We start from the raw sequence: 21,979 nt of genomic DNA, 5'->3' as shown, positions 1-21,979 counted from the left end.
GTCGGCATCATGCGATGCCGGCACTGACGTTTCTCGTGGAGTGCGATCGATGACATCCGCAGCGAATCCCGCCGATCCCGACAGCGCCGCGGCGCCGGGCGGCAGCCTGTACAACGACGACCTCGCGCCGACGACGCCGGCGCAGCGCACGTGGAAGTGGTATCACTTCGCGGCGCTATGGGTCGGGATGGTCATGAACATCGCGTCGTACATGCTCGCGGCCGGGCTGATCCAGGAGGGCATGTCGCCGTGGCAGGCGGTGACGACGGTGCTGCTCGGCAACCTGATCGTGCTCGTGCCGATGCTGCTGATCGGCCATGCGGGTGCGAAGCACGGGATTCCGTACGCGGTGCTCGTGCGTGCGTCGTTCGGCACGCAGGGCGCGAAGCTGCCGGCGCTGTTGCGCGCGATCGTCGCATGCGGCTGGTACGGCATCCAGACCTGGCTCGGCGGCAGCGCGATCTACACGTTGCTGAACATCCTGACCGGCAACGCGCTGCACGGTGACGCGCTGCCGCTCGTCGGCATCTCGTTCGGGCAGCTCGCGTGCTTCCTCGTGTTCTGGGTGCTGCAGCTGTACTTCATCTGGCACGGCACCGATTCGATCCGCTGGCTCGAAAGCTGGTCCGCGCCGATCAAGGTCGTGATGTGCGTGGCGCTCGTATGGTGGGCGACATCGAAGGCGGGCGGTTTCGGCTCGATGCTGTCGGCGCCTTCGCAGTTCGCGGCGGGCGGCAAGAAGGCCGGGCTGTTCTGGGCGACGTTCTGGCCGGGCCTGACCGCGATGGTCGGTTTCTGGGCGACGCTCGCGCTGAACATTCCCGATTTCACGCGCTTCGCGCATTCGCAGCGCGACCAGATGATCGGGCAGTCGATCGGGCTGCCACTGCCGATGGCGCTGCTGTCGGTGGTGTCGGTCGTCGTGACGTCGGCGACCGTCGTGATCTACGGCAACGCGATCTGGGATCCGATCGACCTGACGAGCCGGATGACGGGCATCGGCGTGGGGATCGCGCTCGTGATCCTCACGCTCGACACGATGTGCTGCAACCTCGCGGCGAATCTCGTTGGCCCGGCATACGATTTCTCGAGCCTGTGGCCGAAGGCCATCTCGTACCGCGCCGGCGGGATGATCACCGCGACGATCGCGATCGTGATGATGCCGTGGAAGATCCTCGCGACGACGGACGGCTATATCTTTACCTGGCTCGTCGGCTATTCGGCGCTGCTCGGGCCTGTCGCGGGCATCCTGATGGTCGACTACTTCCTGATTCGCGGCACGCAGCTCGATACGCGCGCGCTGTTCGACGAACGCGGCGGCTTCAGCTACGCGCGCGGCTGGAACCCGGCCGCGCTGGCCGCGCTCGCGGTCGGCGTGTTGCCGAACCTGCCCGGCTTCCTGCACACGGCATTCCCGGCATCGTTCCCGAACGTGCCGGCGTTCTTCAACACGCTTTATACGTACGCATGGTTCGTCGGCCTCGTGCTGGCGTCCGGCGTGTACGGCACCTGGATGAAGCGGCGCGCCGGACAGCGCGCGCAGATCGCGAGCGCATGACGCACACGGCATGCGATGCAGGCGCGGCATGCGGCACCCGACAGTCAACGAGGAGGCAACCAAATGGCAATCCTGATTCGCGGCGGCACCGTGGTCGATGCGGACCGCTCCTATCGCGCGGACGTGCTCTGCGCGGACCCGCAGGACGGCGGCACGATCCTGCAGATCGCGGAGAAGATCGACGCGCCGGCCGGCGCGACCGTCGTCGACGCGCACGACCAGTACGTGATGCCGGGCGGCATCGATCCGCATACGCACATGGAACTGCCGTTCATGGGCACGAGGGCGAGCGACGATTTCTACTCGGGCACCGCCGCCGGGCTGTCGGGCGGCACGACGAGCATCATCGATTTCGTGATCCCGAGCCCGAAGCAGCCGCTGATGGACGCATTCCGCGAATGGCGCGGCTGGGCCGAGAAGGCGGCGTCCGATTACGGCTTCCACGTGGCCGTGACGTGGTGGGACGAGAGTGTGCACCGCGATATGGGTACGCTCGTGCGGGAGCATGGCGTCTCGAGCTTCAAGCACTTCATGGCGTACAAGAACGCGATCATGGCCGACGACGAGATTCTCGTGAACAGCTTCACGCGTTCGCTCGAACTCGGCGCGCTGCCAACCGTGCATGCGGAGAACGGCGAGCTCGTGTTCCAGCTGCAAAAGGCACTGCTCGCGCGCGGGATGACGGGGCCGGAGGCGCATCCGCTGTCGCGCCCGCCGGAGGTCGAGGGCGAAGCCGCGAACCGCGCGATCCGCATCGCGCAAGTGCTCGGCGTGCCCGTGTATATCGTGCACGTGTCGGCGAAGGACGCGGTGGACGTGATCACGCGCGCCCGCAGCGAAGGGCTGCGCGTGTTCGGCGAGGTGCTGCCGGGCCATCTGGTGATCGACGAGGCAGTCTATCGCGACCCGGACTGGACGCGCGCGGCCGCGCACGTGATGAGCCCGCCGTTCCGCTCGGCCGAGCATCGCGAGGCGCTGTGGCGCGGGCTGCAGTCCGGGCAACTGCATACGACGGCGACCGATCACTGCGTGTTTTGCGCGTCGCAGAAGGCGATGGGCCGCGAGGATTTCACGAAGATCCCGAACGGCTGCGGTGGTGTCGAGGATCGCATGTCGGTGCTGTGGCATCACGGCGTGAATCACGGGCGCATCACGCCGAACGAGTTCGTGCGGATCACGTCGACGAACGCCGCGCAGATCTTCAACCTGTATCCGCGCAAGGGCGCGGTGCAGGTCGGCGCCGATGCCGATCTCGTCGTCTGGGACCCGGCCGCGACGAAGACGATTTCGGTGAAGACCCATCACCAGCAGGTCGACTTCAACGTGTTCGAGGGGATGACCGTGCAGGGCGTCGCGACGCACACGCTCACGCGCGGCGCGCTCGCGTGGGCCGACGGCGAGCTGCGCGCGGTGCGCGGCGCGGGCCGCTATCTGGAGCGCCCGCCGGCGGCCGGCTACTACGAGGCCGCGCGGATCGCGAACCGGCTGCGCGAGCCGCATCCGGTCGAGCGCGCGGGTTGAACGACGCGTGTCATGCGGGGCGTGTCCGTTCGGGCGGTGAGCGGCACGCCCCGCATGCATTCTTGCGTGGTAGATAGAACAACTGATTAAGCGGGAACAGCGCGAAAGAAGCAACGATCGATGCAATTGGCCGCAGCGATTTTGACGTCGTTGCAGGCGTGCGTATCGAGCGAGTAACATCCACCAACCCCATGCCGGGGCCGCGGGCCAGGGCCGCCCGCCGGACAGTTCAAATAGTGAGAAAGGAGCACAAGGTGGATATTCTGCGCAGTCTCCTCGGTATGTTGTTCCTGTTGCTGGTTGCTTATCTGTTGTCGAACAATCGCCGTGCCGTCAGCGGCCGGACCATGATCGCCGCGCTGCTCACGCAGTTCGCGATCGGCGCGCTGGTGCTGTTCGTGCCGTCGGGCCGCGCGGCGCTGGCCGGCGCCGCGAACGGCGTCAATCGCGTGCTCGACATGGGCAATCACGGCATCGCGTTCGTGTTCGGCGGACTGGTCGACGCTCGCATGTTCCAGCTGTTCGGCGACGGCGGATTCGTATTCGGCCTGCGCGTGCTGCCGATGATCATCTTCGTCACCGCACTGATCTCCGTGCTGTACTACATCGGCGTGATGAAGTGGATCGTCGCGATCCTCGGTGCGGGGCTCGCGAAGGTGCTCGGCGTGAGCCGCATCGAGGCATGCTCGGCCGTCGCGACGATCTTCCTCGGGCAGAGCGAGATGCCCGCGCTCGTGAAGCCGTTCGTGCGGAACATGACGAGCGCCGAGATCTTCACGGTGATGGCGAGCGGCATGGCGTCGGTCGCGGGTTCGGTGCTGGTCGGCTACGCCGGCCTCGGCGTGAAGATGGAGTACCTGCTCGCCGCGTCGTTCATGGCGGTGCCGGGCGGGCTGCTGTTCGGCAAGCTGCTGTTCCCGACCGTCGAGCCGAGCCGCGTGGTGGTCGATGGTCTCGATTTCGACGACAAGCGGGCTGCCAACGTGATCGAGGCGGCGGCGTCCGGCGCGTCGGTCGGCCTGCGGATCGCGATCAACGTCGGCGCGATGCTGATCGCGTTCGTCGGGCTCATCGCGCTGATGAACCTCATCGTCGGCGGCGCGGCCGCGTTCGCGGGCTTTCCGCAGGTCACGCTGGTGGGCATCATCGGCCACCTGTTCGCGCCGCTGGCGTGGATCATCGGCGTGCCCTGGCACGATGCGACGCTCGCCGGCAACTTCATCGGCGAGAAACTGATCTTCAACGAGTTCGTCGCGTACGGCGACCTGTCGCCGTACCTGAAGGGCGGCGAGCACGTCGCGGCGGCCGGCCTGCAGGTGCTCGACCCGAAGACGCTCGCGATCGTGTCGTTCGCGCTGTGCGGCTTCGCGAACTTCTCGTCGATCGCGATTCTCGCGGGCGGCTTCAGCGCGGTGGCACCCGAGCGCCGCTCGGACGTCGCGCGGCTTGGCTTGCGCGCGCTGACGGCCGCGACGCTGTCGAACCTGATGAGCGCGGCGATTGCCGGCCTGTTCTTTTCGCTGCATTAGGGCCTGTTCACGCTAATAACGGGCTTGCGAACGTGCCTTTGCGCCCGCAGGGCAAGGAGTGAGGAGGCGCAATAGCCGTAGCTATTGCAACAACGAACGACGCCGCCATGCGGGCGCAAAGGCACGTTCCCCTGTTGTAAAAATTCATTCGTGGGGCTGGCCCCCAGAAGGGCCGATCGCCGCGTCATGCTCCTTGCGAATACGTTGAGTATTCGCTTCGTCGCAATCCTTGCGCTCGGCCCTTCTGGGGGCCAGCGCAAGCCCGTTATTAGCGTGAACAGGCCCTAAACCATGCAGTAGACTGCGACCGTTCGAAGAGAGGCAACGATGTTTCTACCGCAGGAATTCATTCGCAGGAAGCGCGACGGGCAGCCGCTCGATCGTGACGGGATTGCCGCGTTCGTGCGCGGCGTGACCGACGGCAGCGTGACCGAGGGCCAGGTGGCGGCGTTCGCGATGGCCGTGTTTTTCAACGACCTGAGCACCGACGAGCGCGTCGCGCTGACGCTCGCGCAGCGCGATTCGGGCGACGTGCTCGACTGGCGCGCGCTCGATCTCGACGGGCCGGTGATCGACAAGCATTCGACCGGTGGCGTCGGCGATGTGGTGTCGCTGATGCTCGGGCCGATGGTGGCCGCCTGCGGCGGCTATGTGCCGATGATCTCCGGGCGCGGGCTCGGTCATACGGGCGGCACGCTCGACAAGCTCAGCGCGATTCCCGGCTACGACGTGATGCCCGCGACGGATGCATTTCGCCGCACGGTGCGCGACGTCGGCGTCGCGATCATCGGGCAGACCGCACGGCTCGCGCCGGCCGACAAGCGCATCTATGCGATTCGCGACGTGACGGCGACCGTCGAGTCGGTCGCGATGATCACCGCGTCGATCCTGTCGAAGAAACTCGCGGCGGGGCTCGACGGACTCGTGATGGACGTGAAGGTCGGCTCCGGCGCGTTCATGCCGACCGCGGAGAAATCGGCGGAACTGGCCCGCAGCATCGTCGACGTCGGCAACGGCGCGGGCATGAAGACGACCGCGATCCTCACCGACATGAACCAGTCGCTCGCGCCGTGCGCGGGCAATGCGCTCGAGGTCGCATGCGCGATCGACTACCTGACGGGCAAGTCGCGCCCGGCGCGCCTGCATGACGTGACGATGGCGCTGTCGGCGGAGCTGCTCGTCACCGGCGGGCTGGCACGCGATGTCGTCCACGCGCGCGAGAAACTGGAGCAGGCACTCGATTCGGGCGCGGCGGCCGAACGCTTCGCGAGAATGGTCGTGGCGCTCGGTGGCCCCGCGGACCTGATCGACGTGCCGTCCCGGCATCTGGCGCGGGCGGCGGTGATCGTGCCGGTTCCGTCGCCTTCGACCGGCGTGGTGCAGCGGGTCGATTGCCGTGGGCTCGGGCTGGCGGTCGTCTCGCTCGGCGGCGGCCGCACGCGCGCGGAGGATGCGATCGACGTCAGCGTCGGCCTCACGGCGCTGGCGGAGATCGGGCAGCGCGTCGAGGCCGGCGAGCCGCTCGGTTACGTGCATGCGCGCGACGACGCGTCCGCGGCGCATGCGGTGGACGCGGTCCGGCGCAGCTACGTGCTCGGCGAGACGGGCGACGTGCCGCCGACCCTTTACCAGCAGATCGGCTGACCCTACTCCCGGAGGCACCTTCTCGATGGAACGAGACGAACTGATCGAACAGGCCAAGGCGGCGCGCGAACGCGCGTATGCGCCGTATTCGCGCTTCCACGTCGGCGCGGCGCTGCAGGCGCGCGACGGCACGGTTTTTCACGGCTGCAACGTCGAGAACGCGTCCTACGGGCTGTGCAATTGCGCGGAACGCACGGCGATGTTTTCGGCGATCGCCGCCGGCTATCGTCCGGGCGACTTCGCGCGGCTTGCGGTCGTTGGCGACACGGATGGCCCGATCGCGCCGTGCGGCGCGTGCCGCCAGGTGATCATCGAGATTGGCCTGCCCGATATTGAAGTGATCCTGGCCAACCTGAAGGGGGCCGTCGAAGTCACGACGGCCCGCGCATTGCTGCCGGGCGCGTTCAGCCTGTAACGGCGCGCGCTGCGGCGCGCCGCACGCGTCACGCGCCGTCGCGCGTTTCGCGGATCGGGATCACGGTGCGCGCGCCGCACTGGCGCAGCAGGTCGCGCAGCTCATTGATGACCGGAAACACCTCGTGGTTCCAGTCGGCACCTTGGGCGTCGTGTGCTTCCTGCTCGCGCTCGACGATCCAGCGATCCTCGCGGAAGATGCGCTCGGTGAACCACACGAGCAGCGGCCACGCGAGATCGAGTGCGAACGGGATGCCGGGCTTGTGGATCGACAGCAGTCCGAACGTGCGGTTGGTGCGCTGTTCGGCATCGAGCGGCACGTAGACGATCCACAGGTCCATCACGAGCGTGCCTTCGCTCGAGCGGATCTGCAGCGTCTGGTACGGGTAGCCGGTGCGTACCGTCATCACGCTCTTGTCGGACTGGTCGGCCGGCTTCTTGCTCGCGCCGAACACGAGCGCCTCGCCGACCGGCTGCTTGCCTTCCATCCGAGCGAACGTGTAGTCGACCTCGACCCAGTCGTCGCCGCGGCGCCGGCCGACCGAGCGCGCGCGCATCTGCCCCATCTGCTTGCGGTGCAGGAACTGATGGTTCATGTCCATCAGGTTCTCGTGCATGAACGAGTAGTGGCACTTGACCTCGCGGCCGAAGCGGCGTGTCTTGTACGCGCGGTTGTCCGCCGATTCGAGCGCGGGGAACGGCCGCGAGTCGGCAAGTGTCGCGTCGCCCGGAAACACGAAGATCAGCCCGTGCGCCTCGCGGCACGGATATGCACGCACGCCGTTGGGCAAGCGCTCGCGGCCGAGGTAGGGCACGTCGACGCAGCGGCCGCTGTCGCACGCGTAGGTCCAGCCGTGATAGCAGCAGCGCAGCGTTTCGCCGCTGACGACGCCCGCGTGCAGCGGCACCTGGCGGTGCGCGCAACGATCTTCGAGCGCGTACACGGCGCCGGACTCGGTGCGTACGAGCACGATCGGGTCGCCGGCGAAGCGCACGCCGAGCGTCTTGCCGCGCTTGAGCTCGCGCGACCACGCGAGCGGATACCAGTGATCGGGGTGAATCGGCACGCGGCGCAGATCGCGCACGGTCGCGCCGGAGGACGATTCTCCAACGGTGTTGCTGTCAGGCAAGGGTACTGCGAGCATGCGTGACGCCTCCTGGCTGGGCGGGTGGTCCGGACGCCGCAAGAAACGGCGGGGGATCAGGAGAAGTCTACGCGAAGTTGCCCGCCGCGGCGGACGCGATGCGGGTTTGCCCCGGCATCGCGGCCGCGGTTTCGTTGATGCGGCGCAAACGGGGCCGCAGGCGGCGCGCGCCGGGCGTGCACGGCCGCGCGACGGGCGGTATCCCGTCGCGCGGCGGGTGGGCGGTCAGGAGTGGGCGTCGCGCCACAGCACCGCGTCGGAACGGTACAGCGCCGGGAAGCGCTGCTTCAGTCCGGCGACCTTCGGCAGGTCGTTGAACGCGATATAGGGCGCGTCGGGATGCAGTTCGAGGTAGTTCTGGTGATAGGCCTCGGCCGGATAGAACCCCTTGTAGTCCTCGACGCGCGTGACGACGGGCGCCGCAAACACGTGCGCGGTGCCGAGCTGCGCGATGTACGCGGTCGCGACCGCGCGTTGCTGCGCGGTGGTCGGGAAGATCGCGGACCGGTACTGCGACCCTTCGTCGGGACCCTGCCGGTTGAGTTCGGTCGGATCGTGCGCGACCGAGAAGAACACCTGCAGCAGCCGGCCGTACGTGATCTGGGTCGGGTCGTAGACGATCCGCACCGATTCCGCATGCCCCGTCAGCCCCGAGCCGACGAGCGCGTAGTGCGCGGTTTCGGATGCGCCGCCCGCATAGCCTGCCGTGACCTGCTTCACGCCCTTCACGTGTTCGAACACGCCCTGTACGCCCCAGAAGCAGCCGCCGGCGAGCACGGCCGTCTCTTCGTGCGACGCGCCGGCCGTTTCGTCGAGCGACGGCGCGGGCACGGTGCGCATCGGTTCGGCGGAATTGACGATGCGCTGATGGCCGAACACGGCGGCGGCCGCGACGGCGACGGCGCCGATGCGGCGCAGCAAAGTCGCGCGCCGTCGCGCTGCGGCATCGCGGGTGGAGATCGGGATCATCTTTTGCTCCTTTTTGAATGGGTCGGCGACCGTGGCGGCCGGGTGGCAGCGCACGCGATCAACCGAAAGTGAATGCGTACGCATCGACACCGGGATCGAGAAACTCGATCGCGAACGTGCGATCGGCGATCGCTCCCGGCTGCCGGACGAGCTGGTACAGGCGCTGGCCGGTGACCGTGCCGTAGCCCTGAGCGTCGACGTCGGCGCCGTGCGCGGCACCGGGCGCCGCGCCGTCGAGCGTCACGCGAAAGCGCACGGGCTGGCCGTTCGCGCCCGGGCCGAGCACGAGGTGCAGGTCGCGTGCATGGAAGCGGTAGACGATCCGGCCATCGGGGGCGGCGAGCGACGCACGCTCGCCGCCGACGTTCCAGGTGCCCGCGAGGCCCCAGTCGTTGAGGTCCGGCCGGGCCGGCGCGTCGTAGCGGTGCACCGCATCGCGCACTGCGCCGCCCGGCGACGCGAAGCTTTCTGCGCGCGCATAGCCGACATAGGTTTCGGGCGAGCGGACGTCCGCGCTGTCGGCTGCCGCGAGCGCGCCCTTCGCGGGCGCCCCGGCGAGCCCGAGCGGCACGTTCAGCGCTTCCGGATGGCCGGCTTCCGCGAGCAGCGACTGGATCGCGCGCTCCGACTGCGCGTATTCGCCTTCGCCGAAGTGGTGATGGCGAACGCGCCCTTGCGCGTCGATGAAGTAGTGCGCCGGCCAGTATTCGTTGTTGAAGGCGCGCCAGATCGAATAGCCGTTGTCGATCGCGACCGGGTAGTCGATGCCGAGGTCGTGCACGGCCTTCTTCACGTTGCCGATGTCGCGTTCGAACGCGAACTCCGGCGCGTGCACGCCGATCACGACGAGCCCGTACGGCGCGTACTTGCGTGCCCACGCGTTCGTGTACGGCAGCGTGCGCAGGCAGTTGATGCACGAATACGTCCAGAAATCGACGAGCACGACCTTGCCGCGCAGGCCGGCCGCGGTCAGCGGCGGCGAGTTCAGCCACTGCACGGCGCCGTCGAGCGACGGCAGCGTGCCTTCGACGGGCAGCGCGGACGGCGTCGTGACGGCCGCGCGCATCATCGCGCTGCCGGCCGCCATCGCACCGCCGCCGGCCGGTGCCTCATCGGCTGCCGCGGCCATCATCGCGCCGCCGGTGGCGTTGTCGGCGGTGTTGCCGGTTGCGGCCATCGCGGCCGGTGCCGCTGGCGCCGCCGGTGCGCCGCTCGAGCGTCCGCCGAGGCGCTCGACGAGCTTCGTCTCGAGGCCGCCCGTCGTGACGGTCGACAACTGCGCGAGCGCGCCGGTGTCGAGGCCGAGTGCGATCGCGCCGACGCCGGCCAGCAGCGCCGCGCCGATCCCGCGCCGGATCCATTCGCCGGCGCCGAGCGAGCGCTTCATCGCGGCGAACACCTTCCCGCCGATCACGAGCGCGACCGCGAGCGACGTCGCTGCGCCGGCCGCATACGCGACGAGCAGCAGCGTGGTACCGACGCTCGCGCCGCGCAACGCGGCGCCGGTCAGCACGAGCCCCAGGATCGGGCCTGCGCATGGCGCCCACAGCAGGCCCGTCGCGACGCCGAGCAGCAACGACGACGCGGGGCCGGCCGGGCGGCCGTCGCGCTGCGCGAACCCGGTGAGCCGGTTGCCGGCGGCGACGAGCGGGCGCGTCAGGTGTTCCGCGACGCGCGGCATCAGCAGCGTCAGGCCGAACACGGCGAGCAAGACGATCGCGATCCAGCGGCCGGCCTGGTTCGCCTGCGCGACCCAGCCGCCGCCGACGGCGGCGAGCGACGCGACGACGGCGAACGTGAGCGCCATGCCGGCGAGCAGCGGCAGCCCGGTGCGCACGAACGGCTGGTCGGCGCGGGCGAACACGAACGGCAGCACGGGCAGGATGCAGGGGCTCAGGATCGTGAGCACGCCGCCGAGATAGGCAAGGACGATGAGCAGCATGGTGCGTTCTCCAGTCGGTTGGGAGTGGGGCCGGATCAGGCGGCAGCCGGGTGGAAGGTGAGCGCGAGGCCGTTCATGCAGTAGCGCAGGCCGGTCGGCGGCGGGCCGTCGTCGAACACGTGGCCGAGATGGCCGCCGCAGCGCCGGCAGTGCACTTCGGTGCGGACCATGCCGAACGTGGTGTCGGTGTGGGTGTCGACTGCGTGGTCGAGCGGCTTCCAGAAGCTCGGCCAGCCCGTATGGCTGTCGAACTTGGCGGCGGACGAGAACAGCGCGAGGCTGCAGCCGGCACAGGCGAACGTGCCGGATCGGTGCTCGTCGTTCAGCGGGCTGCTGTACGGCCGCTCGGTGCCGGCTTCGCGCAGGATCGTGTATTGGGCGGGCGTGAGCCGGCGATGCCATTCGGCATCGCTGAGCGTGACCTCGAAAGGGGCCGCCGTGGGTGCGCCGGCCGGCGGCGCGGCAAATGCGCGGCCGACCAATGCGCGCCGGCCGGCGGACGACAGCGCGGCGAGCGCGGCAAGGCCGGTGGCGCCGGCGAACAGCAGATGTCTGCGGGTGGGCATGACGGGCTCCTGGAAGCAGGTGCTGAAAACATGCGCCCATCGTAGGCAACGGCCGGTGTCGAAGTCCTCACGGAAAGTTAAATGAATCGTGATGTTTGCCGGAGGGGTGCGGCGAGGGGCGCTGGAATCCGTCGAAGCGCCAGCTGGCAAGGGCTTCCGAGCGAGTGAGCCGCCGATGTTGATCGGGCACTTGTTCGCGTTGCGATTTTTTGTCTTTTTGGTGTTCGTCGAGAGGCGCGGTGAATCCGGACTTTGGCTTGCCGGTCGAATCGGACAGCGGCACGAGCGCTGTTTGACTGCGGTCGTGCATCACATCGAGCGTGTGATGCGCGCGTGGACGCGGTGACTACTAATGACATGGTCCGCCCCGCCTTACCGGACAAGTTAAGCTGGCGGCACACTCGAGCCCGCATTGACTGCCTCGGACAAGGGGCGACCTGGAACATAGTGCGCCGACGGGTAGACCTTCACGCGCACCATGACGCCCCGCATTGGCGGAATAGCCGGACACGATTAGCACATGGGCGGACACCATTAGCAGAATCTACGAACTTCAACATCAGTCGTCGTGTCAGGCGCCGACCGGCCGGCCGTCTTCATCCATCACGGTGACCGTGTCGGCGCCGGCCTGCCTGACTTCGTAGTGAAACACCTTGCCGTCTTCGGCGTGTTCGACTTCGAACGCGACGATATCATCGTCACGCAGTGCCCCTAACCGTACGAAGCGGCGGGTGAAGATGTCCGGCACATCGTTGCCTGGACGGATTGCAACGATCCGGCCGATCGAGTCGTCGACCGATTCGTACTCGGCCGGCAGACGCCAGCGCCCGGAAGCATCGAGCACGCCCCATAGTTCGTGTTCGCAAGCGGCCCAGCACTCGCTGCCGGAGTGCAGCAGCACGGTCAAGCCCGTATAGCGGCACGGGATGACCTGTACCCCGCGGCGATCGACTACCCCGAATTTGCCGTCGTGCAGCACGCGCGCATATTCCCCGCGCCAGAACGCCCATACGCGCTCGTACCGTACCGGCGTAATCTGCTCGCCGAGGCTATCGATATGTCCATATCTGTCGCCTTGCCGCACGATGGCGACTTCCGTCCAGGCGTCGAAGTCGATTTCGTCGTAGCACGGCGGCGCCAGCGTCTCACCCGTAATGGCCATCACGCCCATCTTTCCGTCTTGCTCGAATACTTCGACCTGCTCGTAGTAAATCGACGTCAGCGGTTCCCAACCATAGTCGTAGTGGTCCTGGTTGAGCAGTTCGCGAAAGCTGCTGACATCTTCTTGCGCCAATCCCTCGCACTGGTCGAGTATGGCGGGATCGTCCGCAGCGATCGCGCGCTCGATTCTGGCGTTGTCGCGCTCGATGCGTGCCAGTAGCGCCTGGGCCAGCTCAACGTGCGGCTCCACCGACAGGTTGAATACGTCCCATCCGTTCAGATGAAAGTATCGATGGGTCGCGCGATTCTCGAGGAACGCGAATATCTTGCGCCTGGCTTCCCGGAATGCGGCGAGATCGTCGATCAACCGGTCGGCATGATGCTCCAGAAACGCATACAACTTCATCAGGCGCGCCTTGCCGCCCTCCGCCTCCGCGTAAATTCCGTCGTCGTTGCCGGTATCGTTGCAACGATTGCGCGCGAGGAATGGCGCCACCGCCAGCAGTGGGCTCAGTATCGTCGGGAAGTCGTAATTCCACTCCATCATGTTCAGGCAACACGTGTCGGCCGGGCCGACGTCTTGCAGATTGAACATGTACATGCGATGCGCCATCGAGGTTCCCTGTCGTGAGTCGAGCATCGGTCAATCCGCGTCCGGATGCTCATGTCGTGTCTGCCGGTGTGACGTTTTCCGAGCCGGTATCGCCAGGCGCTTCAGACCGGCGTCCTTACGCTGCGTCCATTCCACGGCTTCATGAAGCCATGTCGACAGTATGCCTGTTGATCGTTGCACAATTGACTGCACCGGCGATGGGTGCTGGAGCGCCCCGATTCGGACGGACACTTATCGACCCGTCACCTCGACAACCTGATCGAGCAGGACCATCGCCACATTGAGTCACGAACCAACTTCATGCCCGGCTTTAAAAGTTTCACGAATGCCGCCGTCACTCTCGCAGGCATCGAGTCGATGCATCGCATTCGAAAAGGCCGGTTCAACCTCGCGAATGTCGTGGCCCGCCGAATGACCTGGTCGCGGTACGCTTCGTCTACAGTCCGCGCCTCTTTGCCGCGCTTGGCGTCGTACCGCACCACCGTCGGAACGCGCGCGAGAAGGACGCTGCAGAGCAATTCCATTTGCTGGCTTTCTGAGGAATCCTGGGGATCACAGGGACGTCTGTCGATCTTCGTCCTTATCGCGACAGAACCCCGAAAACAGCGCGAGCGTCGAGAAGTCGATCATGGGCGTTCCTCCGGGCTGCTTCGGCGCAAAAGGAAGAGCAGTGCAGGACCGCGCGCGATGCGGGCCAACCGCGATCGCGCGTGGTCGATGCGACGCCGCACTACACCCGGTCGAGCAGGTCGACGAGCAGCCTGGCCCCGTCGGCCCCCTTCGTGGAATCGGTCCACAGCCGGTCGATCATCTTCCGGTACATCGCGACGGCATCGGCCGACGTGGTGATCGTCGCGATGCCGGTACGAATGTTCGGCAGCTCGCCGAGCCGGAACGGCGATACCGCGATATGCGCGCTGTCGTCGTCCTCGAAGATCTGGAAGGTTTCGTTCGGCAGGTTGTCGCTGACGATGCCGATACGCACGCCTTTCACATCGTCCTCGAGCATCCCGACGATCCGCATCACTTCCCGGCGCGCGGCGAGTTTGCGCTCGAGCTGCACGCCCGGTGGCAGCCCGAGGCGGCCGACCAGGCCGTGGTGCAGGAATTGCTCGATCTGGCGCAGCCCGATCAGGCTCGTCACGTTCAGCGGTGCGCGCCGGAACGCGGCTTTCCGGTCCGCGAGGATCGCCATCACTTTCGACAGCGTCTGCCGCCACGCGGCATCGGTCAGCGACGGCGGGATGCTTTCCTCGAGCATCTGGCGCAGCCAGCCGTCGTAATCGTCGGAGGTCAGCAGGAACGAGAACGGATCGAAATGCGCGAAGATCCGCTGCGAGCGGCTCTCGATCTGCCGCATGCGCTCGAAATAGCTGATCGCCGAATCGTGATACTCGACCTCGACGCCCATCAGGTTCGCGAGCGACACGCCGAACAGCGCGGCGAGCCGCTCGAGCGTATCGATCTTTACAATCTCGCCACGTTCGAGCTTGTAGACCGCCGCGCGCGAGATGTTCAGGCGCTCGGCGACATCCTCGCTGCGCAACTCGGCAGCCATCCGGTACGCGCGCAGGCGCTCGCCAATGCTGTCGAAGTCGAAGCGCGCGCCGCGCAGACGCGTTTTTCGGGAACCGGCGGTGGACATGAAGTACCTCTAGGTGACGGATGAAAAATCGACAGACACCGGGTTGCGCGACCGCGCCGCCATCCTGCCGGGGGCATCGCGAAGATCGATATTTGTCTATTTTTTTGTATCGGGTATTTTAACGTAGTCGACAGCGGATGCTCGCACACCCGCGGCTTGCGTTCGTCTTGTGCGCGGTAACGGCCTGCGACCGGGCCGTGTCCGTGCGCGCGCACGTCGTCTAAATATTTGGACGAACGGCGAGCACGCAGACGCTGTCGGCGATAGAGGCATCGCACCTTCCAGACATTCCCACGTGCCGGCCCACTGCGCCGGGAGGAGAAAAGCATGACATTGCACACCCCGCGCGCCCGATTTCGGGCAGGATTCCTGATGGCCGGCGCGGCAAGCGCCATTGGCATCGCGCCGCTCGCGCACGCACAGTCGAGCGTGACGCTGTACGGCGTCGCCGACGCTTTCGTCGGTTCGGTGAAGCAACCCGGCGGGCGCACGGCGCTCGTGCAGTCGGGCGGCGGGATGACGACGTCGTTCTGGGGGCTCGGCGGCAGCGAGGATCTCGGCAACGGCAACAAGGCGTTCTTCGTGCTCGAAAGCTACTTTCAACCGCAAAGCGGCGCGTACGGCCGCTACGCCGGGGACAGCCTGTTTTCGCGCAATGCGTACGCGGGATTGCAGACGCGGTTCGGCCAGCTTCGTCTTGGCCGGATCACGACGCCGCTGTATCTCGCGACGATCCAGTTCAACCCGCTGTTCAATTCGTACACGTTCTCGCCGATGATCTTCCATACGTTCAAGGGCGTGGGCGCCGAGGGCGTGGTCGGCGATTCGGCGTGGAACAACGCACTCGCCTATACGAGCCCGACGTTCGGCGGATTCAATGCGGGGCTGCTGTATGCACTCGGCAATACGGCCGGCCGGAACGGTGCGAAGAAATGGAGCGTCAACGCGAACTACGCGCGCGGCGCGTTCGCGGCCGCCGCGGTTTTCCAGTACGTGAATTTCAGCGCGACGCCTGGCGATCTCGACGGCGCGCTCGCCGCGGCGCCGGGCCTGTCGAGCCAGCGCACGGTGCAGGTCGGCGCGTCGTACGACTGGCGTGTCGTGAAGCTGTTCGCGCAGTACATGAACGTCGCGAACCGCGCGCAGCGCGGCAACTTCCACGGCGATACGCTGCAGGCCGGCGTCAGCGTGCCGATCGGCGTGGGTTCGCTGCTGGCGAGCTACGCGTATACGCATTCGAGCGGGGCGCTCGCCGACGGCGCGCATCGCAGCACCGGCGCGCTCGGCTACGACTATCTGCTGTCGAAGCGCACCGACCTCTATTCGGCGATCAAGGTCGATCACGTCGGCGGGCTGTCGACCGGCATCACGTACGGCGCGGGCCTGCGCACGCGTTTCTGACGCGGGCATCGCGATGCGAGGCTTCCCGGTTTACCCCGATACATGGGACGCTTGCATTCCGTTTTTGATGCGAGTAGTCTAAATATTTAGACGAGGAGGAAAGCATGAACCTTATGGACGCCACGCAGTGGCTGGCACAAGACGTCGTCGGCTTTTCCGACATTCACCGGTTCGCGACGCGCTGCCGGGACGCGGCGGCGCCGCACGGGCGGGAATCGGCGGCGCTGGTGCTGCTCGCACAGGCGGCCGCGACGTTCGCCGAACGGCAGGAGGGCGTGGCGGTCTGCACGGAGACGGTGCAGGCGTTTCTCGCCGAACTGCGCGAGCACGCGCGGCGGCTGAGCGATGCGAGCGGGGGCTCGAACGACGCGCTGCTCGCGGCGCTCAACGGCTTCGCCGCGCAGGTGTCGAAGGAACTGGTCGTCTGATGCGCGACGCCGGCACGAATCTGCCCGGGCCACGCCCTTAAGCTGTGCGATGCCGACGATCGGGTTGCGGTCAGTTTGTCTAAAAAAAACGACAACCGACCGCGAGGCGGACCGCCGGCATCGATATTCCCTCCTCACGATACGGACAATCATGGAAGCGAACCTTCGATCCTCCGCGGCCGCGCCCGCCGGCGCACCGCCCGAACGGGTGTCGCGCTACGCGTGGAAAGTGCTGGCCGGCTCGGCCATCGGCTATGCGATGGACGGCTTCGACCTGCTGATCCTCGGCTTCATGCTACCGGCAATTTCGGCGTCGCTGCAGCTCGGCGCGCAGCAGGCGGGGGCGCTCGTCACGTGGACGCTGGTCGGCGCGGTCGCGGGCGGCGTGATTTTCGGCGCGCTCAGCGATCGCTACGGCCGCGTGCGCGTGCTGACCTGGACGATCCTGCTTTTCGCGGTGTTCACCGGGATGTGCGCGTTTGCACAGGGCTTCTGGGATCTGCTCGCGTACCGGACCATCGCCGGCATCGGCCTCGGCGGTGAATTCGGCATCGGCATGGCGCTCGCGGCCGAAGCGTGGCCTGCAGCCAAGCGCGCCCGCGTGTCGTCGTACGTGGCGCTCGGCTGGCAGAGCGGCGTGCTCGCGGCGTCGCTGCTGACGCCGCTGCTGCTGCAGAGCGTCGGCTGGCGCGGCATGTTCGCGATCGGCGTGCTGCCCGCGATCGTCGCCTGGTTGCTGCGCAACAAGCTGCACGAGCCGGAAGTGTTCGTCCGGAGCCGGCAGTCGGCGCGCACGGGCGCGCGTTTCCGGCTGCTGTTCGCTGATGCGCGCACGACCCGCACGAGCATCGGCATCGTCGTGCTGTGCGCGGTGCAGAACTTCGGCTACTACGGGATCATGATCTGGATGCCGACGTTCCTGTCGAAGCAGCTCGGCTTCTCGCTGACGAAATCCGGATTGTGGACCGCCGTGACCGTGCTCGGGATGATGGCCGGCGTCTGGCTGTTCGGACACCTTGCCGACCGGATCGGCCGCAAGCCGACGTTCCTGCTGTATCAGCTCGGCGCGGTGGCGATGGTGTTCGCGTATTCGCGGCTGACGGACCCGGCCACGATGCTGTGGGCCGGCGCGCTGATGGGCATGTTCGTGAACGGCATGGTCGGCGGCTACGGCACGCTGATGTCCGAAGCGTACCCGACCGCGGTGCGGGCGACCGCGCAGAACGTGCTGTGGAACGTCGGCCGTGCGATCGGCGGCCTCGGGCCGCTCGTCGTCGGCGCGCTCGCCGCGCGCTATTCGTTTCAGATCGCGATCGCGATGCTGGCCGCGCTGTACGTGCTCGACATGATCGTCACGGTCACGCTGATTCCGGAACTGAAGGACCGCGCGCTCGACTGACGCGCGTGCCTCCCGCCCAACCGTAACGAGGAGAGAACGATGGACGTGATCGACGGGGCGCGCGCCTGCGCGCAGCCGTGGGCGGCCACGGTGGCCACGCACGCGTGCGACGTGGTCGCGCATCGCGCGGTGAACCGGCGCTATCGCTATCTGCGCGTGCGCGCCGACGCACCGCTCGCGAGCGTCACGCAGGCAGGCCAGTTCTATCAGCTCGTCTGCCCCGTCAGCGATCTGCATCGGCCATTCCTGCCGCGCCCGATGAGCGTGTACGGCGTCGGCCCCGGCGCCGGCGAAATCGAGTTCCTATACAACGTGACCGGCGAAGGCACGCGTGCGCTCGCGCAGCTCGGCGTGGGCGCGCGGCTGTCGATCGTCGGGCCGCTCGGCCGCCCGTTCACGCTCGACGCCGGTGCGCGACGGCTGCTGCTTGTCGCGCGCGGCGTCGGTCTCGCGACGATGGCGCCGCTCGTGCAGCGCGCGGCGCGGGCGGGCATCGCGCTGACGGTCGTGATGTCGGCGCGCACGCCGGACGACCTGATGACCGCGGAATTCCTGCGCGGCGCGCCGGCCGACGTGCATGCGGTGTTCGACAGCGACGGCTCGTCGGCGGTCGCGAACGTGGACGCGCTGCTGCGCGCGAGAATCGCGCGCGATCGGCCGGACGCGGTCTACACGTGCGGCTCGCAACGGTTGCTCGCGCTGCTGCAGCGCGTGCTCGCCGGCCATCCGTCGATGCGCGGCGAGGTCGCGCTCGAGCAGCGGATGGCATGCGGGATGGGCGTCTGCCTGTCGTGCGTGCGGATGTTCGACGACGGCGCGACCCGCGCATTCCGGCGCGTGTGCCGCGAGGGCCCGGTGTTCGCGATTCGCGACGTGGTGACGGAGGGGGAGGTGGAAGTTGGCTGACCTGAGCGTACGCGTGGGCGAACTGCACCTGCGCAATCCCGTGATGCCGGCATCCGGCTGTTTCGCGATCGAGTATCGCGATGCGCTCGACCTGACCGGGCTCGGCGCGCTCGTGATCAAGAGCGTGTCGCCCGTCAGCCGCCCGGGCAACCCGACGCCGCGTGTCGCCGACGCGGGTGACGGCATGCTGAATTCGATCGGCATTCCGAGCCGCGGCATCGACGACTATCTCGAACACGTGCTGCCCGCGTACACGGGCCACGGCACGCCGGTCGTCGCGTCGGTGTCCGCCGATACGGCGGACGCGTTCGCGCGCGCGTGCGAGGCGCTGTCGCGGCCGGACGTCGCGGCGATCGAGGCGAACATTTCGTGCCCGAATCTCGAGGCGGACGGCATGGCGTTCGGGATGGACGCGGGCATGACCCGGCAGGTCGTCGACGCGATCCGCACGCGCACCGGGCACCCGCTGTGGGTGAAGCTGACGCCGAACGCGGGCAACATCGCGAGGATCGCGCAAGCGGCGCAGGACGCGGGCGCCGATGCGATCGTGATGGGCAACACGGTGCTCGGCATGTCGATCGACGTGCGCACGCGCCGGCCGTCGCTCGGCAACGTGATGGGCGGCCTGTCCGGGCCGTCGATCAAGCCGATCGCGCTGCGGCTCGTCCACCAGTGCTACCGCGCTGTGTCGATTCCGGTGATCGGCTGCGGCGGCATCCGGAGCGCCGCCGACGCCATCGAGTTCCTGCTCGCCGGCGCCAGCGCGGTGCAGGTGGGCACTGCGTCGTTCCGCGATCCGGGCGTGATGCGCACGATCATCGACGGGCTCGAGCAGTTTTGCGCGGACGAGGGCATCGGCGCGATCGCGTCGCTGACCGGACAGGTCAGGCTCGACGCGGAGCTGAGCGAGCGCTGGCGGCGCTTTTGCGCGGCGCCGGCGCGCGCGGGCGGCACGACGGCGGGGGCGTGATGAACGCGCATACCGACAGGCCGGACGCGCCGGCGGACATCGAAGTGCACGACGCAGCGGTGCTGCTGCTTGCCGAACTGACGGCGCTCGCCGAGCAGTGGTTCGACGAGATTCGCGTGCTGTCTGCCGACGGCGTGGGCGTCACGCGCGAGAGCTACGGCGACAGCGAAACGGCGGCCGCGCAGCGGCTGGCGGCGTACGCCGAACGCGAGGGCATCGCGGTGCGCGTCGACCGCGCGGCCAACCTGGTCTTCAGCCTGCCCGACGCGGACCCGCATGCGCGTGCGATCTGGGTCGGCTCGCATCTCGACTCGGTGCCGCATGGCGGCAACTACGACGGGCTCGCGGGCATCGTCGCGGGGCTGCTGTGCCTCGTCGCGCAACGGCGCAGCGGCCTCGCGTCGCCGCGCCCGTTGAACGTGATCGCGCTGCGCGGCGAAGAGAGCGCCTGGTTCGGCAAGGCCTACATGGGATCGAGCGCGCTGTTCGGCCGGCTGACGCCGGACGATCTCGCGATGAAGCATCGCAGCACCGGCCGCCCGCTGGCCGACTGCATGGCGGCGGCGGGCGTCGACATCGACGCGGTGCGGGCGCGCAAGCCGCTGTTCGACGTACGGCGCGCGCATGCGTATCTGGAGCTCCACATCGAGCAGGGGCCCGTGATGGTCGCGCGCGGGCTGCCGGTCGCGGTCGTGTCCGGTATTCGCGGCAACGTGCGGCATAACTCCATCAGCTGCATCGGCGAGGCCGGCCACTCCGGCGCGGTGCCGCGCGACCTGCGGCACGACGCGATCTTCGCGGTCGCCGAGCTGATCACGCGGCTCGACGAGCACTGGCGCCGGCTGCTCGAACGCAACATCGATCTCGTCGTGACGACCGGCATCGTGTCGACCGACCAGGACGAGCATTCGATTTCGCGGATTCCCGGCCAAGTGCATTTCAGCTTCGAGGCGCGCAGCGAGAGCACGGAGACGCTGGACGTCTTCCATGAGCTGCTGATCGCCGAATGCAATTCGATCGCGCGCGAGCGTGGCGTGCGATTCGATTTCGACCGGCGGCTGGCGAGCGCGCCGGCGCGGATGGATGCCACCCTGCGCGCCGCGCTTGCCGACGCGTGCACGCGGCTCGACGTGCCGTATGCGACGCTGCCGAGCGGCGCGGGCCACGACGCGGCGCAGTTCGCGAACGCGGGCGTGCCAAGCGGGATGCTGTTCGTGCGCAACGATCACGGGTCGCACAACCCGCACGAGGCGATGTCGATCGATGATTTCATGCTGGGCGTGCGCGTGCTCGCCGACACGATTGCGCGGCTGTGACCGGCGACACGGGAAGCGATGGCGGCCGCCGCGCTTTGGATCCGGAAGGCGTGCGGTTCACGCCGACGGAACGTGTGCGCCCGCGCCGCCTTACGCGCGGTTGACCTGAGCGAGCACGAATGCATAGACGTCGTCGAGCGCCGACACGATACGCGTGCCGGCCGCGACGCCATCGAACGCGCTCGCGGGCCCGGTGCAGATCAGCGGCTTCGCGAAGCGCGTCGCGAGTCGGATCTCGTCGAGCGTGCCCTTGCTCCCAGGCAGCGCGACGACGACGTCGCTCGTCAGCACGTTCACGTAGTTGCGGCTCAATGCGTCGTCCGGCGCGTCCGCGTCCTTGCGCGGCAGTGGCGTGACGACAGGCAGGTCGATGAACGGATTCGGATAGCCGGCGATCGGCACGAAGCCGAACAGCGGGTGCGCTTCGCTCGGCACGATGCCGATCGAGCGGCCGCGGCGCCCCGGCGTCGTCGCGTAGGCGCGCGCGACCGACAGCATCACGCCGCGGCCCGCACCGGTCAGCAGGTCGAATCCTTGCGCGGCGATCCACGTTCCGAGCGGCGTCGCCAACTCCGGCCATTCGTTCTTGCCCGAGCCCATCACGCCAATGATCGCCATCTTGTCCTCCAGGTTGGCCGACGCGCGGCGCGTCGATCTCGGCGATCGCGCGTGCCGTCCGTCTTTTTAATTATACACATCGGCCGATTTATGGTGATGCGGCGGCGATGGCGGGCTGAAAATTGTGGTTTTTACCGCCTTGCATTTTTCCTTCAGTTTATTTAGTCTAAAAAAATAGATTTATCGACGGACGTATCGCGACTCGAGGGTTCGACGATACGCAGCGTCTCCGGG

General features: G+C 67.6%; 19 protein-coding genes and 1 pseudogene. 12 read left to right on the top strand and 8 right to left on the bottom strand.

What is annotated here, in order from left to right:
- Positions 1–49: 49 nt before the first annotated feature.
- From AC5LXX_RS35640 to AC5LXX_RS35620, 5 genes are all read left to right on the top strand, one after another.
- Positions 50–1,558, top strand: a complete 1,509-nt coding sequence (locus tag AC5LXX_RS35640; protein WP_493413849.1) for an NCS1 family nucleobase:cation symporter-1 — start codon at positions 50–52, stop codon at positions 1,556–1,558.
- 63 nt (positions 1,559–1,621) lie between these two features.
- Entirely contained in the window at positions 1,622–3,079 is a 1,458-nt protein-coding gene (hydA, locus tag AC5LXX_RS35635) for a dihydropyrimidinase (RefSeq protein WP_493413848.1), read from the top strand.
- A gap of 254 nt (positions 3,080–3,333) precedes the next feature.
- Entirely contained in the window at positions 3,334–4,608 is a 1,275-nt protein-coding gene (locus AC5LXX_RS35630) for a NupC/NupG family nucleoside CNT transporter (protein WP_493413847.1), read from the top strand.
- A 327-nt stretch (positions 4,609–4,935) separates the two neighbouring features.
- On the top strand, positions 4,936–6,252 hold the full coding sequence (gene deoA, locus AC5LXX_RS35625) for a thymidine phosphorylase (protein WP_493413846.1): 1,317 nt from the start codon (positions 4,936–4,938) through the stop codon (positions 6,250–6,252).
- 25 nt (positions 6,253–6,277) lie between these two features.
- Positions 6,278–6,667 (top strand): cytidine deaminase, encoded by a 390-nt coding sequence (locus AC5LXX_RS35620; protein WP_493405930.1) that lies wholly within the window; start codon positions 6,278–6,280, stop codon positions 6,665–6,667.
- A gap of 28 nt (positions 6,668–6,695) precedes the next feature.
- Here AC5LXX_RS35620 and AC5LXX_RS35615 read toward each other — a convergent pair whose 3' ends face one another.
- From AC5LXX_RS35615 to AC5LXX_RS35590, 6 genes are all read right to left on the bottom strand, one after another.
- Positions 6,696–7,811: a Rieske 2Fe-2S domain-containing protein gene (locus tag AC5LXX_RS35615; protein WP_124456495.1), complete on the bottom strand. Its 1,116-nt coding sequence runs from the start codon at positions 7,809–7,811 to the stop codon at positions 6,696–6,698.
- 225 nt (positions 7,812–8,036) lie between these two features.
- Entirely contained in the window at positions 8,037–8,780 is a 744-nt protein-coding gene (gene msrA, locus AC5LXX_RS35610; protein ID WP_493413845.1) for a peptide-methionine (S)-S-oxide reductase MsrA, read from the bottom strand.
- A 58-nt stretch (positions 8,781–8,838) separates the two neighbouring features.
- A complete protein-coding gene (locus tag AC5LXX_RS35605; protein WP_493413844.1) occupies positions 8,839–10,722 on the bottom strand; it encodes a cytochrome c biogenesis protein DipZ in 1,884 nt (627 codons plus the stop codon).
- Between the two features lie 35 nt (positions 10,723–10,757).
- A complete protein-coding gene (msrB, locus tag AC5LXX_RS35600) occupies positions 10,758–11,288 on the bottom strand; it encodes a peptide-methionine (R)-S-oxide reductase MsrB (RefSeq protein ID WP_493413843.1) in 531 nt (176 codons plus the stop codon).
- A gap of 67 nt (positions 11,289–11,355) precedes the next feature.
- On the bottom strand, positions 11,356–11,598 hold the full coding sequence (locus tag AC5LXX_RS35595) for a hypothetical protein (RefSeq protein ID WP_493413842.1): 243 nt from the start codon (positions 11,596–11,598) through the stop codon (positions 11,356–11,358).
- 261 nt (positions 11,599–11,859) lie between these two features.
- Positions 11,860–13,089, bottom strand: coding sequence for a WG repeat-containing protein (locus AC5LXX_RS35590; protein WP_493413841.1), 1,230 nt, complete (start codon positions 13,087–13,089; stop codon positions 11,860–11,862).
- Between the two features lie 207 nt (positions 13,090–13,296).
- Here AC5LXX_RS35590 and AC5LXX_RS35585 point away from each other — a divergent pair.
- Positions 13,297–13,461: pseudogene (locus tag AC5LXX_RS35585) on the top strand (DDE-type integrase/transposase/recombinase); the annotation flags it as partial.
- 331 nt (positions 13,462–13,792) lie between these two features.
- On the opposite strand, the gene AC5LXX_RS35580 reads toward AC5LXX_RS35585, so the two are convergent.
- Positions 13,793–14,707 (bottom strand): helix-turn-helix domain-containing protein, encoded by a 915-nt coding sequence (locus tag AC5LXX_RS35580; RefSeq protein ID WP_493413840.1) that lies wholly within the window; start codon positions 14,705–14,707, stop codon positions 13,793–13,795.
- A 327-nt stretch (positions 14,708–15,034) separates the two neighbouring features.
- Between AC5LXX_RS35580 and AC5LXX_RS35575 the strand changes: the two genes are divergently transcribed.
- From AC5LXX_RS35575 to AC5LXX_RS35550, 6 genes are all read left to right on the top strand, one after another.
- Positions 15,035–16,108, top strand: a complete 1,074-nt coding sequence (locus tag AC5LXX_RS35575; protein WP_493413839.1) for a porin — start codon at positions 15,035–15,037, stop codon at positions 16,106–16,108.
- A 104-nt stretch (positions 16,109–16,212) separates the two neighbouring features.
- Positions 16,213–16,536 (top strand): hypothetical protein, encoded by a 324-nt coding sequence (locus AC5LXX_RS35570; protein ID WP_493413838.1) that lies wholly within the window; start codon positions 16,213–16,215, stop codon positions 16,534–16,536.
- 151 nt (positions 16,537–16,687) lie between these two features.
- Positions 16,688–17,935, top strand: coding sequence for an MFS transporter (locus tag AC5LXX_RS35565; protein ID WP_493413837.1), 1,248 nt, complete (start codon positions 16,688–16,690; stop codon positions 17,933–17,935).
- A 39-nt stretch (positions 17,936–17,974) separates the two neighbouring features.
- Positions 17,975–18,841, top strand: coding sequence for a dihydroorotate dehydrogenase electron transfer subunit (locus AC5LXX_RS35560; RefSeq protein ID WP_493413836.1), 867 nt, complete (start codon positions 17,975–17,977; stop codon positions 18,839–18,841).
- A complete protein-coding gene (locus AC5LXX_RS35555; RefSeq protein WP_493413835.1) occupies positions 18,834–19,811 on the top strand; it encodes a dihydroorotate dehydrogenase in 978 nt (325 codons plus the stop codon). Before AC5LXX_RS35560 ends, AC5LXX_RS35555 begins: the two co-directional genes overlap by 8 nt.
- Positions 19,811–21,127 carry a hydantoinase/carbamoylase family amidase gene (locus AC5LXX_RS35550; protein ID WP_493413834.1) on the top strand — a complete coding sequence of 439 codons (1,317 nt, stop codon included), beginning with the start codon at positions 19,811–19,813 and terminating at the stop codon, positions 21,125–21,127. Before AC5LXX_RS35555 ends, AC5LXX_RS35550 begins: the two co-directional genes overlap by 1 nt.
- 90 nt (positions 21,128–21,217) lie before the next feature.
- On the opposite strand, the gene AC5LXX_RS35545 is transcribed toward AC5LXX_RS35550, so the two are convergent.
- Positions 21,218–21,745 carry an SLOG cluster 4 domain-containing protein gene (locus tag AC5LXX_RS35545; RefSeq protein WP_493413833.1) on the bottom strand — a complete coding sequence of 176 codons (528 nt, stop codon included), beginning with the start codon at positions 21,743–21,745 and terminating at the stop codon, positions 21,218–21,220.
- Positions 21,746–21,979: the final 234 nt, after the last annotated feature.

This window comes from Burkholderia torrens (assembly GCF_984668525.1).
This window is presented reverse-complemented; position numbering and strand designations above follow the sequence as displayed.

What these genes read in the sequence shown, in the direction of transcription:
- deoA (WP_493413846.1), top strand. Translation starts at nt 4,936, where the DNA reads ATGTTTCTACCGCAGGAATTCATTCGCAGGAAGCGCGACGGGCAGCCG.
- AC5LXX_RS35615 (WP_124456495.1), bottom strand. Translation starts at nt 7,811, where the DNA reads ATGCTCGCAGTACCCTTGCCTGACAGCAACACCGTTGGAGAATCGTCC.
- msrA (WP_493413845.1), bottom strand. Translation starts at nt 8,780, where the DNA reads ATGATCCCGATCTCCACCCGCGATGCCGCAGCGCGACGGCGCGCGACT.
- AC5LXX_RS35550 (WP_493413834.1), top strand. Translation starts at nt 19,811, where the DNA reads ATGAACGCGCATACCGACAGGCCGGACGCGCCGGCGGACATCGAAGTG.
- msrB (WP_493413843.1), bottom strand. Translation starts at nt 11,288, where the DNA reads ATGCCCACCCGCAGACATCTGCTGTTCGCCGGCGCCACCGGCCTTGCC.
- AC5LXX_RS35590 (WP_493413841.1), bottom strand. Translation starts at nt 13,089, where the DNA reads ATGCTCGACTCACGACAGGGAACCTCGATGGCGCATCGCATGTACATG.
- AC5LXX_RS35620 (WP_493405930.1), top strand. Translation starts at nt 6,278, where the DNA reads ATGGAACGAGACGAACTGATCGAACAGGCCAAGGCGGCGCGCGAACGC.
- AC5LXX_RS35570 (WP_493413838.1), top strand. Translation starts at nt 16,213, where the DNA reads ATGAACCTTATGGACGCCACGCAGTGGCTGGCACAAGACGTCGTCGGC.
- AC5LXX_RS35575 (WP_493413839.1), top strand. Translation starts at nt 15,035, where the DNA reads ATGACATTGCACACCCCGCGCGCCCGATTTCGGGCAGGATTCCTGATG.
- AC5LXX_RS35640 (WP_493413849.1), top strand. Translation starts at nt 50, where the DNA reads ATGACATCCGCAGCGAATCCCGCCGATCCCGACAGCGCCGCGGCGCCG.
- AC5LXX_RS35595 (WP_493413842.1), bottom strand. Translation starts at nt 11,598, where the DNA reads ATGCACGACCGCAGTCAAACAGCGCTCGTGCCGCTGTCCGATTCGACC.
- AC5LXX_RS35560 (WP_493413836.1), top strand. Translation starts at nt 17,975, where the DNA reads ATGGACGTGATCGACGGGGCGCGCGCCTGCGCGCAGCCGTGGGCGGCC.
- AC5LXX_RS35565 (WP_493413837.1), top strand. Translation starts at nt 16,688, where the DNA reads ATGGAAGCGAACCTTCGATCCTCCGCGGCCGCGCCCGCCGGCGCACCG.
- AC5LXX_RS35580 (WP_493413840.1), bottom strand. Translation starts at nt 14,707, where the DNA reads ATGTCCACCGCCGGTTCCCGAAAAACGCGTCTGCGCGGCGCGCGCTTC.
- AC5LXX_RS35605 (WP_493413844.1), bottom strand. Translation starts at nt 10,722, where the DNA reads ATGCTGCTCATCGTCCTTGCCTATCTCGGCGGCGTGCTCACGATCCTG.
- hydA (WP_493413848.1), top strand. Translation starts at nt 1,622, where the DNA reads ATGGCAATCCTGATTCGCGGCGGCACCGTGGTCGATGCGGACCGCTCC.
- AC5LXX_RS35545 (WP_493413833.1), bottom strand. Translation starts at nt 21,745, where the DNA reads ATGGCGATCATTGGCGTGATGGGCTCGGGCAAGAACGAATGGCCGGAG.